A 15,857-nucleotide genomic window follows, 5' to 3' on the forward strand; every position below is an offset into this window, starting at 1 on the left:
GCCGCGAAGAGGCCCCCACAATCAACGCAAGGTCCGAACCCGGCGCTAACAGAGCGGACACCCTCCCAGATTGGACCCCGCTCCACAGAGAGTAATCCAGCCTTAGATAGGAGGCTAACGATTGCCTTGACATTGTCTGCCTAAGCAGTAACATTATGTTTCCTATCTGCCCAGGCAGGCTTTGCGCCGATGAATCACTACACCCCCGACACCTTCTACACCTGCAACCTGGGCCTGCTGCTGGGCCGCGGATCGGCCCTCAAGGATCGCATCCTCGACGCGCATCTGGTGCCCTATGGTGTGACTGCCGCGCAGTTCAAGGTGCTGATCATCAACGCGCGCTTCGGTGTCGACACCCCTGCCGAGATGTCCCGTTACCTGGCCCTGGACAGCGGCTCGATGACCCGCATGCTCGATCGTCTGGAGCAGAAGCAGTTGATCGTGCGTCGGCGCAGTGAAGCCGACCGTCGTCAGGTGCAGTTGGTCCTGACTGAAGAGGGCGAGACGCTGGCCGCACGCCTGCCGGTGATTGGCGCCAATGCCATGAATGAACTGGTGGGCATGCTGGAACCGCAGGAAATCACCGAACTGGAACGTATCCTCACGAAAATCCTGATGGCCTCGGGCGACTCGCTCATGGCCCTGGGGGCAGGTGCCAAATGAACCGCACAACCCTGCGCAGTGCCTTGAGCCTGGCCTTCGTGGCCGTGGCCCTGGCCGGCTGCGCCAATAGCAAGGGGCTCGATCCCCAGGGCGTGGCCGTCGATGCCAGCACTTTGCAGGCCGGTCAGAGCTTGTCCGGCGTGACCCTGTCGCCCGCGGCCTGGCCGCGGAGCGACTGGTGGGCCAGCCTCGGCGATCCGCAACTCGATGCGCTGATCAAGGAGGCGCTGCGCGACAGCCCGGACATGCAGGTGGCTCAGGCCCGTGCCCATCAGGCCACCGCCGCCGCCTACGCCGCCGACGCCGCGCGCATGCCCACCGTGGACGCCGAAGGCGCGGCGACCCGCTCGCGGATGTCTCGGGAACAAGACCCCCTGGGACAGGGCGGTCGTTACGGCACCCTGCGCAGCCTGGACGTCGCCTTCAACTACACCTTCGACCTGTGGGGCGGCCAGCGCGCTGCCTGGGAAGCCGCCCTCGGCCAGGCCCGCGCCGCCGAAGTGGACAGCCAGGCGGCGGCCCTGACCCTGGCCGCCGATGTCGCCCGTGCCTACAGCCAATTGGGCCAGGCCTATATCGTCAATGATCTGGCTCAGGAAGACCTCAAGCGTACCGGGCAGATGCTCGACCTGGGCAAGCGCCGCTTGAGCGCCGGCATCGACAGCGACTACCAGTACCAGCAGACCGAAAGCCTGGCGGCCGACTCGAACGAGCAGGCGCTCAACGCGGCCAAGCAACTGCGCAGTGCCAGCATTGCCCTGGCCGTGCTGCTGGGCAAAGGCCCCGACCGCAGCGCCGAGATAGCCCGCCCGCGCGTGTTGCAACCCAGTGCCGTGGCGCTGCCTTCGCAGCTGCCTGCCGAGCTGCTGGGCCGGCGCCCGGACCTGGTGGCAGCGCGCTGGCGCGTGGAAGCGGCAAGCAAGGACATCGAGGCGAGCAAGACCCGCTTCTACCCCAACCTCAACCTCAGTGCCGCCGCCGGGGTGCAATCGGTGTTGGGCGATGCGATGTTCGGCTCGCCCAGCCGGTTCTTCAACATAGGCCCCGCGATCAGCCTGCCGTTGTTCGACGGCGGGCGTCGGCGCGCCGACCTGGACGCGCGCGATGCCGACTACGACCTCGCCGTGGCGCAGTACAACAAGAGCCTGGTGCGGGCCCTGGGCGATGTCAGCGACGTGATCAACCAGCTCGGCGCCATCGGCGGGCAGATCCAGGCCAAGCAGCGCTCGGCCGATGTCGCCCGCCAGTCGTTCGACACCGTGACCCAGCGTTATGGCTCAGGCATTGGCAACTACGTCGACGTGCTGACCATCGAACAACAACTGCTGCAGGCACAGCAGCAACTGGCGAGCCTGAACGCCGAGCAGATCGACCTCTCGATCCAGCTCATGCAGGCCTTGGGCGGTGGCTTCGCTGCCGCCGATGTTGCCCATGCCGCGTCCGCTCATGCTCCGCTGACCGAATAATTTCAGGTGAACTGCCATGGCCACTGCCACTCGCTCCAATCCTTCCGAAAACCCCTCGGCCGATGATCAGGCCGACGACAAGGCGCCTGCCAACAAGCGCAAGCGCAAACTCTGGTTATTGATCCTGCTGGCGCTGGTCGTGCTCGGCGGGCTGGGCGTCTGGGCCTGGTACGAGCTGTATGGCCGCTGGAACGAGAGCACCGATGATGCCTACGTCAACGGCAACGTGGTGGAGATCACCCCGTTGACCATGGGCACGGTGATCAGCATCGGCGCCGATGATGGCGATCTGGTGCACGAAGGCCAGCCGCTGGTGCAATTCGACCCGAATGACTCGCAGATCGACCTGCAGAACGCCCAGGCCAATCTGGCCAAGGCCGTGCGTCAGGTGCGCGGCTTGTACAGCAACGTCGATGGCATGAAAGCCCAGGTCAATGCACGCAAGGCCGAAGTGCAGCGCGCCCAGGAAAACTTCAATCGCCGCAAGACCCTGGCCGCTGGCGGCGCGATCTCCCAGGAGGAGCTGTCCCACGCCCGCGATGACCTGACCACCGCCCAGAGCGCCCTGAACAACGCCCAGCAACAGCTGGTCACCACCAGCGCGCTGGTCGATGACACCCAGGTCTCCAATCACCCCGATGTACGTGCTGCTGCGGCGCAGCTGCGCCAGGCCTACCTGGCCCACGCGCGCACCACCTTGATTGCACCGGTGACCGGCTATGTGGCCAAACGCACCGTGCAACTGGGTCAGCGCATCCAGCCCGGCACGGCGACCATGGCGGTGATCCCGTTGAATCAGCTGTGGATCGACGCCAACTTCAAGGAAACCCAGTTGCGCCACATGCGCATTGGTCAGCCCGTGGAAATCACCGCCGACCTGTACGGCAGCGACGTGAAGTACAGCGGCACCATCGACAGCCTGGGCGCCGGCACAGGCAGCGCCTTTGCGTTGTTGCCGGCGCAGAACGCGACGGGCAACTGGATCAAGATCGTGCAGCGGGTACCGGTGCGGGTGCACATCAACCCTGAAGACCTGAACCACAACCCGCTGCGCATCGGCCTGTCCACCGTGGTCGACGTCAACCTGCATGACCAGAGCGGTCCGGTGCTGGCGCAGCAACCGCCCCAGAAAGCGTCCTTCACCACCAATGTCTACGACAAGCAGCTGGGTGAAGCCGATGCGATGATCGCGCAACTGATCCACGACAACAGCGCTGCCGCCGGCAAGACCGTCGCGCGTTGATCCGCTGCGGCCGGGCCCTGCGCGGGCCCGCCGTCGGCATTGCTTTTTGAAGGGTTCGTCATGGATTCCAAAGCTTCATTCACGCCACCCAGCCTGCTGCTGTGCACCATCGGCTTGTCGCTGGCGACCTTCATGCAGGTGCTCGACACCACGATTGCCAATGTCGCCTTGCCGACCATTTCCGGCAACCTGGGGGTGAGCTCCGAGCAAGGTACCTGGGTGATCACGTCGTTTGCCGTGAGCAACGCCATTGCCTTGCCCCTGACCGGCTGGCTGAGCCGCCGGTTCGGCGAGGTGAAGCTGTTTCTGTGGGCCACGATGCTGTTCGTGCTGGCCTCGTTCCTGTGCGGCATATCCACCTCGATGCCTGAGCTGGTGGGCTTTCGGGTGGTCCAGGGGCTGGTGGCCGGGCCGCTTTACCCGATGACGCAAACCTTGCTGATTGCCGTGTATCCGCCCGCCAAACGGGGCATGGCGCTGGCGCTGCTGGCCATGGTCACGGTGGTCGCGCCGATTGCCGGGCCGATCCTGGGCGGCTGGATCACCGACAGCTACAGCTGGCCGTGGATCTTCTTCATCAATATTCCGATCGGCCTGTTCGCCTGTGCGGTCGTGCGTCAGCAATTGGCCAAGCGGCCGGTGCACCTGAGCCGGCAGCCCATGGACTATATCGGCCTGATCACCCTGATCATCGGCGTAGGGGCCTTGCAGGTGGTGCTCGACAAGGGCAATGACCTGGACTGGTTCGAGTCCAATTTCATCATCATCGGCTCGGTGATTTCCGCAGTGGCCCTGGCAGCCTTCGTGATCTGGGAACTGACCGATGACCACCCCGTGGTCAATCTGCGGCTGTTCGCCTTTCGCAACTTTCGCATCGGCACGATGGTGCTGGTGGGAGGGTATGCGGGGTTCTTCGGCATCAACCTGATTCTGCCCCAGTGGTTGCAGACACAGATGGGCTACACCGCCACCTGGGCCGGTCTGGCGGTGGCGCCGATCGGTATCCTGCCGGTACTCATGTCACCTTTCGTCGGCAAGTATGCGCACAAGTTCGACCTGCGCCTGCTCGCCGGGCTGGCATTCCTGGCCATTGGCACCAGCTGCTTCATGCGCGCAGGCTTTACCAATCAGGTGGACTTCGAGCATGTGGCCCTGGTGCAGTTGTTCATGGGGGCAGGGGTGGCGCTGTTCTTCATGCCGACCTTGAGCATCCTGCTGTCCGATCTGCCGCCCCAGCAGATTGCCGACGGCTCCGGGCTGGCGACTTTTCTACGGACCCTGGGCGGCAGCTTCGCAGCCTCGCTGACCACCTGGATCTGGATTCGCCGGGCCGACCAGCACCATGCGTACCTGACCGAAAGTATAAGCACCTACGACCCGATCACGCGCCAGACGCTGGAGCAGATGGGCGGCGCCAGCCCCCAGGCCTATGCGCAGATGGAGCAGATCGTGAACAGCCAGGCGTACATGATGAGTACCGTGGATTACTTCACGCTGATGGGCTGGATCTTTGCCGGATTGATTCTGCTGGTGTGGCTGGCCAAACCGCCCTTTGCGGCGAAAGCTGGGCCGGCGGCCGGTGGGGGGCATTGAGTGTTGGGGTGAGGTGAGCACTCACCCCCAATCTCAAGCAGGCCCCGTCAACCCCAACGGCACGAAATCGAACGCCGCCAGATTGAACCCCTGCTCATCCACCTGCAACGCCCAGCCCTGTCTGTCCCAATCCCCCAGCACGATACGCCGCGCCGCCAGATCGCCGACCTGCAGCTTGTGAATCGCCGGACGATGGGTATGACCATGGATCAGGGTGCTTACGCCATGCTGCAACATCACCCGCGGCACTTCGTCCGGAGTCACGTCGACAATGTCGTTGGCCTTCATGCGGGTCTGCGCGCGACTCTCGCTGCGCAGCTTGCGCGCCAGCTTGTGCCGTGTGCTCAGGGGCAGGTGACGCAGAATGAACAAGGTCAACGGGTTGCGCAGCACGCGGCGCAGGCGCATGTAGCCTTCGTCGCGGGTGCACAGGCTGTCGCCGTGCATCAGCAGCACCGGCTCGTCGTTCAGGCGCACCACGGTAGGGTCCTTGAGCAGCGTGCAGCCGGCCTGCCGGCAGAACGCCCGGCCCAGCAGGAAGTCGCGGTTGCCGTGCATCAGGAAGATCTTCGTGCCGCTGTCGCTGAGGGCGCGCAGGGCCTCGCAGATCGATGACTGGTAGGGGCTCATGGCATCGTCGCCAATCCAGGCTTCGAAGAAGTCCCCCAGAATATAAAGCGCCTCGGCGGCGCGCGCACGCCCGCCGAGAAACGCCAGAAACGCCCGGGTAATGTCCGGGCGTTCTTCCTGCAGATGCAGATCGGAGATCAGCAGTATCACTCAATGATCTCGGCTTTCTCGATGATCACGTCTTCGGCGGGTACGTCCTGGTGGCCCGCCTTGGAGGTGGTGGCCACGCCCTTGATCTTGTCGACCACGTCCTGGCCTTCGATCACTTCACCGAACACCGCATAGCCCCAGCCCTGTACGGTCTTGGCGCTGTGGTTGAGGAACTGGTTGTCGGCGACGTTGATGAAGAACTGCGCGGAGGCCGAATGCGGCTCCATGGTGCGCGCCATGGCTACGGTGTACTTCTTGTTCGGCAAGCCGTTGTCGGCTTCGTTCTGAATGCTCGGGCGCTTGTCCTTCTTTTCCTTCATGCCAGGCTCGAAGCCGCCGCCCTGGATCATGAAATTGCCGATGACCCGGTGGAACACGGTGTTTTCGTAATGGCCGGCTTTCACGTACTCGATGAAGTTGGCCACGGTCAGCGGGGCTTTCTCGGCGTTCAGTTGCAGAACGATGTCGCCATGATTGGTAGACAGTTTGACTTTGGACATGAGTGATTCGCTCTTCTAGTGAGAATTCGGTAATGCTGACGCCCAGTTTACAGGCGAAGATACGCATTCAAAGGCTGTTTTTTTCACGCCGGACAGGATTTACCCGGTAGTTTGTCGGGGCTGGCCTGTCAGCGACTTGACAGCTTCGGCTATGATAAGCGCTTTGATTTGGTCGGCCTACCCTGGCTGCCGCCGCAACGTTCGTTCAAGGATTCCAATGAGCAAGCCCACCGCCGACACCGCTCCCAACTCCAAAGGCAATGGCCCCGCCGTGCCCACCAACTTCCTGCGCCCGATCATTCAGGCCGACCTGGACGCTGGCAAGCACAGCAAGATCGTCACGCGCTTTCCGCCAGAGCCCAACGGCTACCTGCACATCGGCCACGCCAAGTCGATCTGCGTGAATTTCGGCCTGGCCCAGGAATTCGGTGGTGTGTGCAACCTGCGCTTCGACGATACCAACCCGGCCAAGGAAGACCAGGAATACATCGACGCCATCAAGAGCGACATCAAGTGGCTGGGCTTCGAGTGGGCCGGTGAAGAGCGTTACGCCTCGCAATATTTCGACCAGTTGCACGATTGGGCCGTGGAGCTGATCAAAAAGGGCGACGCCTACGTGTGCGACCTGACCCCCGAGCAAGCTCGCGAATACCGCGGCAACCTCACCGAGCCAGGCAGGAACAGCCCGTTCCGCGAACGCAGCGTCGAGGAAAACCTGGACCTGTTCGCGCGCATGAAGGCCGGCGAGTTCAAGGACGGCGAACGGGTTCTTCGGGCGAAGATCGACATGGCCTCGCCGAACATGAACCTGCGCGACCCGATCCTGTATCGCATCCGCCACGCTCATCACCACCAGACCGGCGACGCCTGGTGCATCTACCCCAACTACGACTTCACCCATGGCCAGTCCGACGCCATCGAAGGCATCACGCACTCCATCTGCACCCTGGAGTTCGAGGGCCATCGGCCGCTGTACGACTGGTTCCTGGACCACCTGTCGGTACCGGCCCACCCGCGTCAGTACGAGTTCAGCCGTCTGAACCTCAACTACACCATCACTTCCAAGCGCAAGCTCAAGCAACTGGTGGACGAGAAGCACGTACACGGCTGGGACGACCCGCGCATGTCGACGCTGTCGGGCTTCCGCCGCCGTGGCTACACCCCGGCATCGATCCGCGCCTTCTGCGACATGATCGGCACCAACCGTTCCGACGGTGTGGTCGACATGTCCATGCTCGAGTTCAGCATCCGCGACGACCTGGACCGCAACGCGCCGCGCGCCATGTGCGTGCTGCGCCCGTTGAAGGTGGTGATCAGCAACTATCCGCAGGGCCAGGTCGAGCACCTGGAACTGCCACGACATCCCAAGGAAGACATGGGTGTGCGCGCCTTGCCGTTCGAGCGGGAAATCTACATCGACCGCGACGACTTCATGGAAGAGCCGCCAAAGGGCTACAAGCGCCTGGAGCCGGGCGGCGAAGTACGCCTGCGGGGCAGCTATGTGATTCGTGCCGACGAGGCGATCAAGGATGCCGACGGCAACATCGTCGAACTGCATTGCTCGTACGACCCGGACACCCTGGGCAAGAACCCGGAAGGGCGCAAGGTCAAGGGCGTGATCCACTGGGTACCGGCCGCAGCCAGCGTGGAGTGCGAAGTGCGTCTGTACGACCGCCTGTTCCGTTCGCCGAACCCGGAGAAAACCGAGGAAGGGGCAACCTTCCTGGACAACATCAACCCCGATTCCTTGCAGGTACTCACCGGTTGTCGTGCCGAACCGTCGCTGGCCAACGCCGCGCCGGAAGACCGTTTCCAGTTCGAGCGCGAAGGCTACTTCTGCGCCGACCTGAAAGACACCCAACCCGGTCGTCCGGTGTTCAACCGTACCGTGACCCTGCGAGACTCGTGGGGCTGAGCCTTCAGCAGGCAAGTTAAGGAACCGTCGTGCTCAACATCTACAACACGCTGAGTAAAAGCAAAGAAGTCTTCAAGCCGCTGGATGGCAACAAGGTGCGCATGTACGTGTGCGGCATGACCGTGTACGACTTCTGCCACCTGGGCCACGGCCGCAGCATGGTGGCCTTCGACCTGGTCACGCGCTGGCTGCGCTACAGCGGCTACGAGCTGACCTACGTGCGCAACATCACCGACATCGACGACAAGATCATCAATCGCGCACGGGACAATGGCGAAAGCTTCGACGCCCTGACCGCGCGCATGATCGATGCGATGCACGAGGACGAAGCGCGGCTGAACATCCTCAAGCCGGACCAGGAGCCGCGGGCCACGGATCACATTCCGGGCATGCTGGCGATGATCCAGACCTTGATCGACAAGGGCTACGCCTACGCCCCCGGCAATGGCGATGTGTATTACCGGGTCGGCAAGTTCGCAGGCTACGGCAAGTTGTCGCGCAAGAAGATCGAAGACCTGCGCATCGGCGCGCGGATCGAAGTCGAGGAAGCCAAGCAGGACCCGCTGGATTTCGTCCTGTGGAAGGGCGTCAAGCCGGGCGAGCCCAGTTGGGAATCGCCTTGGGGCGCAGGTCGCCCGGGCTGGCACATCGAATGCTCGGTGATGTCCACCTGCTGCCTGGGTGACACCTTCGATATCCATGGCGGCGGCAACGATCTGGAGTTCCCGCACCACGAGAACGAGATCGCCCAAAGCGAGGCCGCCACCGGCAAGCCGTACGCCAATGCCTGGCTGCACTGCGGGATGATCCGCATCAACGGCGAGAAGATGTCCAAGTCGTTGAACAACTTCTTCACCATTCGCGACGTGTTGGAAAAGTATCAGCCCGAAGTGGTGCGTTACCTGTTGGTATCGAGCCACTACCGCAGCTCGATCAACTATTCCGAAGACAGCCTCAAGGAAGCCAAGGGCGCGCTGGAACGTTTCTACCATGCGCTCAAGGGCCTGCCGAAAGTGGCGCCCGCCGGCGGCGAAGCGTTCGTGGAGCGGTTTACCACGGCAATGAACGATGACTTCGGCACTCCCGAAGCCTGCGCCGTGCTGTTCGATCTGGTACGCGAGATCAACCGTCTGCGCGATAGCGATGTGGATGCCGCTGCTGGGTTGGCGGGTCGCCTGCGTGAATTGGGCGATCTGTTGGGGGTCTTGCAACTCGACTCCGACGAGTTCCTGCGCGCCGGTGCCGAAGGCCGTGTGGACGCGGCCGAGGTCGACGCCTTGATCGCCGCACGCCTGGCGGCCAGGGCAGGGAAGGATTGGGCAGAGTCCGATCGCATTCGTGACCAGCTGACGGCCATGGGTGTGGTGCTGGAAGACGGTAAAGGTGGGACCAGTTGGCGGTTGGCTGACTGATTGATGCGGCTGGGGATCCGCCGTGGCGGGTCCCCTCGAGTCCAGCCCCATCCCCGAGGGAGAGGGGCCGATCGCGTTATGCTTTCAGCCCCCTCTCACAATCCTAACCCCCATCACCCCCTATCCCCTGCGCGCGCAAGCGCTTGTACACCGTATTCCTGCTCACCCCCAGCCGCCGCGCCAGCTGCGAAATATTGCCATCGGTCGCCTGCAGCAACACCCCCAGATCCGTCACCTTGGCCAGCGTCAACGCCGGGCGGGCGCTCACGTCTGTCGGGCTGAAATCCTCTGGCAGATGCTCCATCTCGATCTGCCCATCCTCGGCCAGTGCCAGGGCCACCTTGATCACCCCGCTGAGCTGGCGCACGTTGCCCGGCCATGAATACTCCAGCAGCGCCCGCCAGACCTCTTCGCTGAACGCCGCTCGTTGCTGCGGCTCCCTGTGTTGCTCCCACAACTGGCGGATCAACTCGCGTTTGTCGCTGCGCTCGCGCAGCGGCGGCAAGTGCAGGCGTACCCCGGCGAGCCGGTAGTAGAGGTCCTGGCGAAAACGCCCTGCCTGCACCAGCGACTGAAGGTCCTCATGGGTAGCGCAGATCACCCGGATGTCCACCGGCAACGGATCACCGCTGCCCAGCGGCTGGATACAGCGTTCCTGCAATACCCGCAGCAACCTGGCCTGGGTGGCCAACGGCATGTCGCCGATCTCGTCGAGAAACAGGATGCCGCGGTCGGCCTTGCGAATGAGCCCGGGATTGCCCTTCTGGCTGGCGCCGGTGAAGGCGCCGCGTTCGTAGCCAAACAGTTCCGACTCCACCAGTTCTGCGGGAATCGCCGCGCAGTTGACCGCCACCAACGCCTGCCCGGCGCGGCTGCTGGCGCGGTGCAATGCTTTGACCAACACTTCTTTGCCGGTCCCCGTCTCACCGCAGATCAACAGCGGGATGTCTTTCTCCAGCAGGCGCTTGCCCTGGCTCAGCGCCTTCTCTACCCGCGGGTCCTGGGTCTGGCCGGGTAGGGCCACGGGCGGGCGCAGGGTCGGTTTTTTCAGCTGGCACTGCAGCCTGCTGCGGCCAGCAGCGATCAATGCAAACGGCTCATCCGGGGCATGGTCGAGCAGGCTGCCCAGGGCGGCACCGAACAGTTCCTGTACCGTCATGCCCGGCAACTGCGCTCCCAGCAGGCTATCGGCACGGCGGTTGGCAGCCCGCACGATGCCGCCGTGGTCGAAGATCAGCAAGCCGGCCCATTGGCTATCCAGATTGTTCAGTCCGGTATTGAAGATCAGCTGGAAGTGGTCCTGTTCGAAACTGTCCAGGATCAGCCGGTTCTCCACCGTCTGGCTCATCATCTTGACCAATCCCAAGGTGTGGGAGGGCGGCAGGTAGCTGTCGCTGGACACGTCCAGCACGGCCACCATGCGCCGCTCGGCGTCGAATATGGGCGACGCCGAACCAGTCATGAAGCGGTGGGCTTTGAGGAAGTGCTCGTCAGGCTCGATATGCACGGCCTGTTGGCAGGCCAGCGCCGTGCCGATGGCATTGGTGCCCGCCATGTGCTCCAGCCAACAGGCGCCGGCGACGAACCCGTGCTGGCAGGCCGGGTCGACGAAACGCTGGGAACCCCAGGTTTTGAGCAGGCGCCCATGTTGGTCGGCGAGGCGGATCAGGCAGTGGGAGTTGCCGAGGATGTTCTCATAGAAAGGCAGCACTTCACGGTGCGTGGTGTGCAGCAGCGCCTGGCGGCTTTCCAGCAATTGCTCCAGGGGTTTGCCGGCCAGCTCGTCAAAACGCGCGGGGCTGCCGTGGTCCAGGCCAAAGGCACGGCAGCGGGCCCAGGAAGATTCGATCAGCCGGTCGTGAACAAGGGAGGTGCTGGGTGTGGACATGGCAGTATCTCGGCGCGGCGGCCTTGTTGTTTTTGTTCCTCCAGTGTTGTTCACGATTGTTCATTGTCAATGCGCTGAGCGTTCATTTGTGTTCACCGGTGAAAAGCCAATCGCTGTGCTGTAGACACAATCCATTGCAGAACAATGACTTGGCGCAGATTGGCAAGCTGGCACGGATCTGGCTCTATGAAAACCAGCAGTCGATTCCAATAATAAAAACAGGCCACGCCATGTCCCTTGTGCTCGAGCAGGTCACCCGCAGCGTGGAAAACCGTTTACACATCGACCACGCGTCGCTGGTATTCGAACCCGGTTCGTTCAATGTCTTGCTGGGACGAACGCTGTCCGGCAAGACCAGCCTGATGCGCCTCATGGCCGGGCTGGACAAACCCGACAGCGGTCGGGTGCTGATGAACGGCGTGGACGTCACCGGTAAACCGGTACGCCAGCGCAACGTCTCGATGGTCTATCAGCAGTTCATCAACTACCCCACCATGACCGTGTACGAGAACATCGCCTCGCCGTTGCGCCAGGCGGGTCTGGGTCGCGAGCAGATCGAGGAGCGGGTGCTGCAGACCGCGCGCATGCTGCGCATAGAGCCATTTCTCAAGCGCCATCCGCTGGAGCTTTCAGGAGGGCAGCAGCAGCGCACGGCCATGGCCCGCGCCCTGGTCAAGGACGCCGAGCTGATCCTGTTCGACGAGCCCCTGGTCAACCTGGACTACAAGCTGCGTGAAGAGCTGCGCTTTGAAATGCGCGAGCTGTTCATCACGCGCCACACCATTGCCGTGTACGCCACCACCGAGCCCAATGAAGCCTTGGCGCTGGGGGGCACTACCACGATCCTGCATGAGGGTCGCGTGGTGCAGAGCGGCAAGACCCCGGAGGTCTACCACCGGCCGGCTTCGGTGCTTGCCGCGGAGCTGTTCTCCGAACCACCGATCAACATGATCGACGGGCGCGTGGATGGGCACGAAGTCAGCTTCGCCAACTTCGTGCATTTCGTGCGCAACCTGGACCTGCGCGACATTGCCGATGGCGCCTACAGCTTCGGCGTGCGCCCCAGCCACATCAGCCTGACCCCCTCCAATGACGATGACCTGGAACTGGCGGTGATCGTCGAGCTGGCGGAAATCAGTGGCTCGGAAACCTTTCTGCATGTGCGCAACGAGCACTTTCGCCTGGTACTGCACCTGCCTGGGGTCCATGACTACGACGTCGATGCGGCGATTCCGGTGTACATCCCCACCCACAAACTGTTCGTTTTCGATCCCGATGGCCGCCTGATCCAGGCGCCCGGTCGGCGCGTCGCGAGGGTTGCCTGATGGCCGAGATCCGTTTGCAGCAATTGGCCCACAGCTACAGCCCCAACCCGGCCGGGCCTGAAGACTATGCCATCCGCGAGATGGACCATATCTGGCAGCAGGGTGGCGCCTACGCCTTGCTGGGTCCGTCGGGCTGCGGCAAGTCGACCCTGCTCAATATCATTTCCGGGCTGCTCAGCCCATCCCACGGACAGGTGCTGTTCGACGGTCGAGTGGTCAACGAACTGAGTCCGGAACGACGCAATATCGCCCAGGTTTTCCAGTTTCCCGTGGTGTACGACACCATGACCGTGTTCGACAATCTGGCCTTCCCGCTGCGCAATCAGGGCAAGAACGAGGCCGATGTCAAGGCGCGGGTGGAAGAGGTGGCCGAGGTGCTCGACCTGCAGCGCCTGTTGCACAAGAAGGCGCGCAATCTCAGCGCCGACGAGAAGCAGAAGGTGTCGATGGGGCGCGGCCTGGTACGCGACGACGTGTCGGCGATCCTCTTCGATGAACCGCTGACCGTGATCGATCCGCACCTGAAGTGGAAGCTGCGACGCAAACTCAAGCAGATCCACGAGCAATTCAATATCACCATGGTCTACGTCACCCACGACCAGTTGGAAGCTTCCACATTCGCCGACAAGATCGCCGTGATGTACGGCGGACAGATCGTCCAGTTCGGCACCCCGCGGGAATTGTTCGAGCGCCCGGCACACACCTTCGTGGGCTACTTCATCGGCAGTCCCGGCATGAACCTGGTGGATGTGCAGCCTGAACGCGGCGGCGTCGGTTTCGGCGGTATCCACGTGCCGCTGTCCGAGGCCTTGCAGGCGCGCATTGCCCAGGGCGGCTGGCAGCGCTTGCAGATCGGCATCCGTCCGGAGTTCGTGCGGGTCTGGGACGAAGGCTTCGAAGAGGCGTTGCAGAGCGAACTGGTGCACCTGGAAGACCTGGGCACCTACAAGATCCTGACCCTGGCCCTGGGCGGGCAGACCCTCAAGGTGCGCCTGCCCGAGGATCGCCCGGTGCCCGAGGGCACGGTGTGCATCAGCTTTCCGGCACAGTGGTTGATGGTGTATGCCGACGAACGCCTGCTGGAGGTGACGCCATGAACAAGGTGCAGAACAACAAGGCCTGGTGGCTGGTGTTGCCGGTGTTCCTGCTGGTGGCCTTCAGCGCGGTGATCCCGATGATGACCGTGGTCAATTATTCGGTGCAGGACATCTTCGATCAGTCCAGCCGTTATTTCGTCGGGGCCGACTGGTACCGGCAGGTATTGCAGGACCCACGCCTGCACGACTCGCTGCTGCGTCAGTTCATCTACTCGGGTTGTGTGCTGCTGATCGAGATCCCGCTGGGCATCGCCATCGCCTTGACCATGCCCGCCAAAGGCCGCTGGTCGTCGATCTGCCTGATCGTCATGGCCATCCCGCTGCTCATTCCCTGGAACGTGGTGGGCACCATCTGGCAGATCTTCGGCCGTGCCGACATCGGCTTGCTCGGCTGGACCCTGAACTACCTGGGCATCAGCTACAACTACGCCTCCAACACCCTGGATGCCTGGGTCACGGTGCTGGTGATGGACGTCTGGCACTGGACCTCACTGGTGGCGCTGCTGTGCTTTTCCGGGCTGCGCGCCATCCCCGACGTCTACTACCAGGCGGCACGCATCGATCGGGCCTCCAACTGGGCAGTGTTCCGGCATATCCAGCTGCCGAAGATGAAAAGCGTATTGCTGATCGCGGTGATGCTGCGCTTCATGGACAGCTTCATGATCTACACCGAGCCGTTCGTGCTGACCGGTGGCGGACCGGGCAACGCTACCACCTTCCTCAGCCAGACCTTGACCCAGATGGCCATCGGACAGTTCGACCTGGGCCCCGCCGCAGCGTTTTCGCTGGTGTATTTCCTGATCATCCTGCTGGTGTCCTGGCTGTTCTATACGGCCATGACCCACAACGACAAGCAAGGTTGAGGCCGCCATGAGCAAGCGCAAGCTGATCCCCCTGTTGCTCTACATTCTGTTCCTGCTGGTGCCGATCTATTGGCTGCTGAACATGTCGTTCAAGAGCAATGGCGAGATTCTGGGCGGCCTGTCGTTGTGGCCGCATGACTTCACCCTGGCCAACTATCGGGTGATTTTCACCGATCCCAGCTGGTACACCGGCTACATCAACTCGTTGTACTACGTCAGCCTGAACACCGTGATCTCCCTGAGTGTAGCGCTGCCGGCGGCCTATGCCTTTTCCCGCTACCGCTTCCTGGGCGACAAGCACCTGTTCTTCTGGCTGCTGACCAACCGCATGGCGCCGCCGGCAGTATTTCTGCTGCCGTTCTTCCAGCTGTATTCGTCCATCGGCCTGTTCGACACTCATATCGCGGTGGCCCTGGCCCACTGCCTGTTCAATGTGCCGCTGGCGGTGTGGATTCTGGAGGGCTTCATGTCGGGCGTACCCAAGGAAATCGATGAAACCGCTTATATCGACGGCTACAGTTTTCCGCGCTTCTTCGTGAAGATCTTCATTCCGTTGATTGGCTCGGGGATCGGTGTCACCGCCTTCTTCTGCTTCATGTTCTCCTGGGTCGAGCTGTTGCTGGCACGCACCCTGACCTCGGTGAATGCCAAGCCCATCGCTGCGGTGATGACCCGCACGGTCTCGGCATCGGGCATCGACTGGGGAGTGCTGGCGGCCGCCGGGGTGTTGACCATCCTGCCCGGCATGCTGGTGATCTGGTTCGTTCGCAACCATGTGGCCAAGGGCTTTGCCCTGGGCCGAGTCTGAGGAGCACGACGATGGATTGGATGGCCTGGACCTTACCCACCGCCGCGTTCTTTGGCGCCATCGCGCTGTTGCTGGCGGGCATGACGGTGTTCGAGTTGCGCTCGCCCTGTACCGAGCGCCGCGGTTTCCTGCCGATCGCCACCACCCGCGGCGATCGCTTGTTCATTGGTCTTCTCGGCAGCGCCTACCTGCATTTGCTGGTGATCGGCGTCACCGACTGGAGCATCTGGGTAGCCTCGTTGCTGTCCCTGGTGTGGCTGTTGGCGGTCATGCGCTGGGGCTGATGTGAGCCTGCTGGCGTGGA

Annotated in this window: 14 protein-coding genes; 11 read left to right on the top strand and 3 right to left on the bottom strand. The window is 62.8% G+C overall.

The window, feature by feature from the left end; genetic code table 11:
• The first annotated feature begins 189 nt into the window (after positions 1-189).
• From B3397_RS19935 to B3397_RS19950, 4 genes are read left to right on the top strand one after another with little or no spacing between them, the layout of a single operon-like run.
• On the top strand, positions 190-663 hold the full coding sequence (locus B3397_RS19935; RefSeq protein ID WP_296253390.1) for a MarR family winged helix-turn-helix transcriptional regulator: 474 nt from the start codon (positions 190-192) through the stop codon (positions 661-663).
• The gene (locus B3397_RS19940) at positions 660-2,129 is read left to right on the top strand and encodes an efflux transporter outer membrane subunit (RefSeq protein ID WP_296253391.1); all 1,470 of its coding nucleotides are present in this window, start codon (positions 660-662) and stop codon (positions 2,127-2,129) included. Before B3397_RS19935 ends, B3397_RS19940 begins: the two co-directional genes overlap by 4 nt.
• Positions 2,130-2,145: 16 nt before the next feature.
• The gene (locus tag B3397_RS19945; protein WP_296253393.1) at positions 2,146-3,372 is read left to right on the top strand and encodes an efflux RND transporter periplasmic adaptor subunit; all 1,227 of its coding nucleotides are present in this window, start codon (positions 2,146-2,148) and stop codon (positions 3,370-3,372) included.
• A gap of 60 nt (positions 3,373-3,432) precedes the next feature.
• The gene (locus tag B3397_RS19950) at positions 3,433-4,965 is read left to right on the top strand and encodes a DHA2 family efflux MFS transporter permease subunit (RefSeq protein ID WP_296253394.1); all 1,533 of its coding nucleotides are present in this window, start codon (positions 3,433-3,435) and stop codon (positions 4,963-4,965) included.
• 33 nt (positions 4,966-4,998) lie between these two features.
• Here the strand turns inward: B3397_RS19950 and lpxH are convergent, their stop codons facing one another.
• Positions 4,999-5,745, bottom strand: coding sequence for a UDP-2,3-diacylglucosamine diphosphatase (gene lpxH, locus B3397_RS19955; RefSeq protein ID WP_296253396.1), 747 nt, complete (start codon positions 5,743-5,745; stop codon positions 4,999-5,001).
• On the bottom strand, positions 5,742-6,245 hold the full coding sequence (locus tag B3397_RS19960) for a peptidylprolyl isomerase (protein ID WP_296253398.1): 504 nt from the start codon (positions 6,243-6,245) through the stop codon (positions 5,742-5,744). Before B3397_RS19960 ends, lpxH begins: the two co-directional genes overlap by 4 nt.
• A 217-nt stretch (positions 6,246-6,462) precedes the next feature.
• Between B3397_RS19960 and B3397_RS19965 the strand changes: the two genes are divergently transcribed.
• Positions 6,463-8,160, top strand: a complete 1,698-nt coding sequence (locus B3397_RS19965) for a glutamine--tRNA ligase/YqeY domain fusion protein (RefSeq protein ID WP_296253400.1) — start codon at positions 6,463-6,465, stop codon at positions 8,158-8,160.
• A 29-nt stretch (positions 8,161-8,189) separates the two neighbouring features.
• Entirely contained in the window at positions 8,190-9,572 is a 1,383-nt protein-coding gene (cysS, locus tag B3397_RS19970) for a cysteine--tRNA ligase (RefSeq protein ID WP_296253402.1), read from the top strand.
• A gap of 103 nt (positions 9,573-9,675) precedes the next feature.
• Here cysS and B3397_RS19975 read toward each other — a convergent pair whose 3' ends face one another.
• The gene (locus B3397_RS19975; protein ID WP_296253404.1) at positions 9,676-11,460 is read right to left on the bottom strand and encodes a sigma-54-dependent Fis family transcriptional regulator; all 1,785 of its coding nucleotides are present in this window, start codon (positions 11,458-11,460) and stop codon (positions 9,676-9,678) included.
• A 230-nt stretch (positions 11,461-11,690) separates the two neighbouring features.
• Here B3397_RS19975 and B3397_RS19980 point away from each other — a divergent pair, with 230 nt between their 5' ends.
• Genes B3397_RS19980 through B3397_RS20000 form a run of 5 tightly spaced genes read left to right on the top strand, consistent with a single transcriptional unit; the run spans position 11,691 to position 15,837 of the window.
• Positions 11,691-12,785, top strand: coding sequence for an ABC transporter ATP-binding protein (locus B3397_RS19980; RefSeq protein WP_296253406.1), 1,095 nt, complete (start codon positions 11,691-11,693; stop codon positions 12,783-12,785).
• Positions 12,785-13,882, top strand: a complete 1,098-nt coding sequence (locus B3397_RS19985) for an ABC transporter ATP-binding protein (RefSeq protein WP_296253407.1) — start codon at positions 12,785-12,787, stop codon at positions 13,880-13,882. The genes B3397_RS19980 and B3397_RS19985 overlap by 1 nt, the downstream gene beginning before the upstream one ends.
• A complete protein-coding gene (locus B3397_RS19990; RefSeq protein WP_296253409.1) occupies positions 13,879-14,745 on the top strand; it encodes a carbohydrate ABC transporter permease in 867 nt (288 codons plus the stop codon). The genes B3397_RS19985 and B3397_RS19990 overlap by 4 nt, the downstream gene beginning before the upstream one ends.
• A 7-nt stretch (positions 14,746-14,752) precedes the next feature.
• Positions 14,753-15,553: a carbohydrate ABC transporter permease gene (locus B3397_RS19995; protein ID WP_296253410.1), complete on the top strand. Its 801-nt coding sequence runs from the start codon at positions 14,753-14,755 to the stop codon at positions 15,551-15,553.
• Positions 15,554-15,564: 11 nt separating this feature from the next.
• Positions 15,565-15,837 (top strand): DUF2160 domain-containing protein, encoded by a 273-nt coding sequence (locus tag B3397_RS20000; protein ID WP_296253411.1) that lies wholly within the window; start codon positions 15,565-15,567, stop codon positions 15,835-15,837.
• Positions 15,838-15,857 lie beyond the last annotated feature (20 nt).

Origin of the sequence: Pseudomonas sp. UBA4194, assembly GCF_002379585.1 — a bacterium.
In the GTDB taxonomy this organism is placed as follows: Bacteria; Pseudomonadota; Gammaproteobacteria; order Pseudomonadales; family Pseudomonadaceae; genus Aquipseudomonas.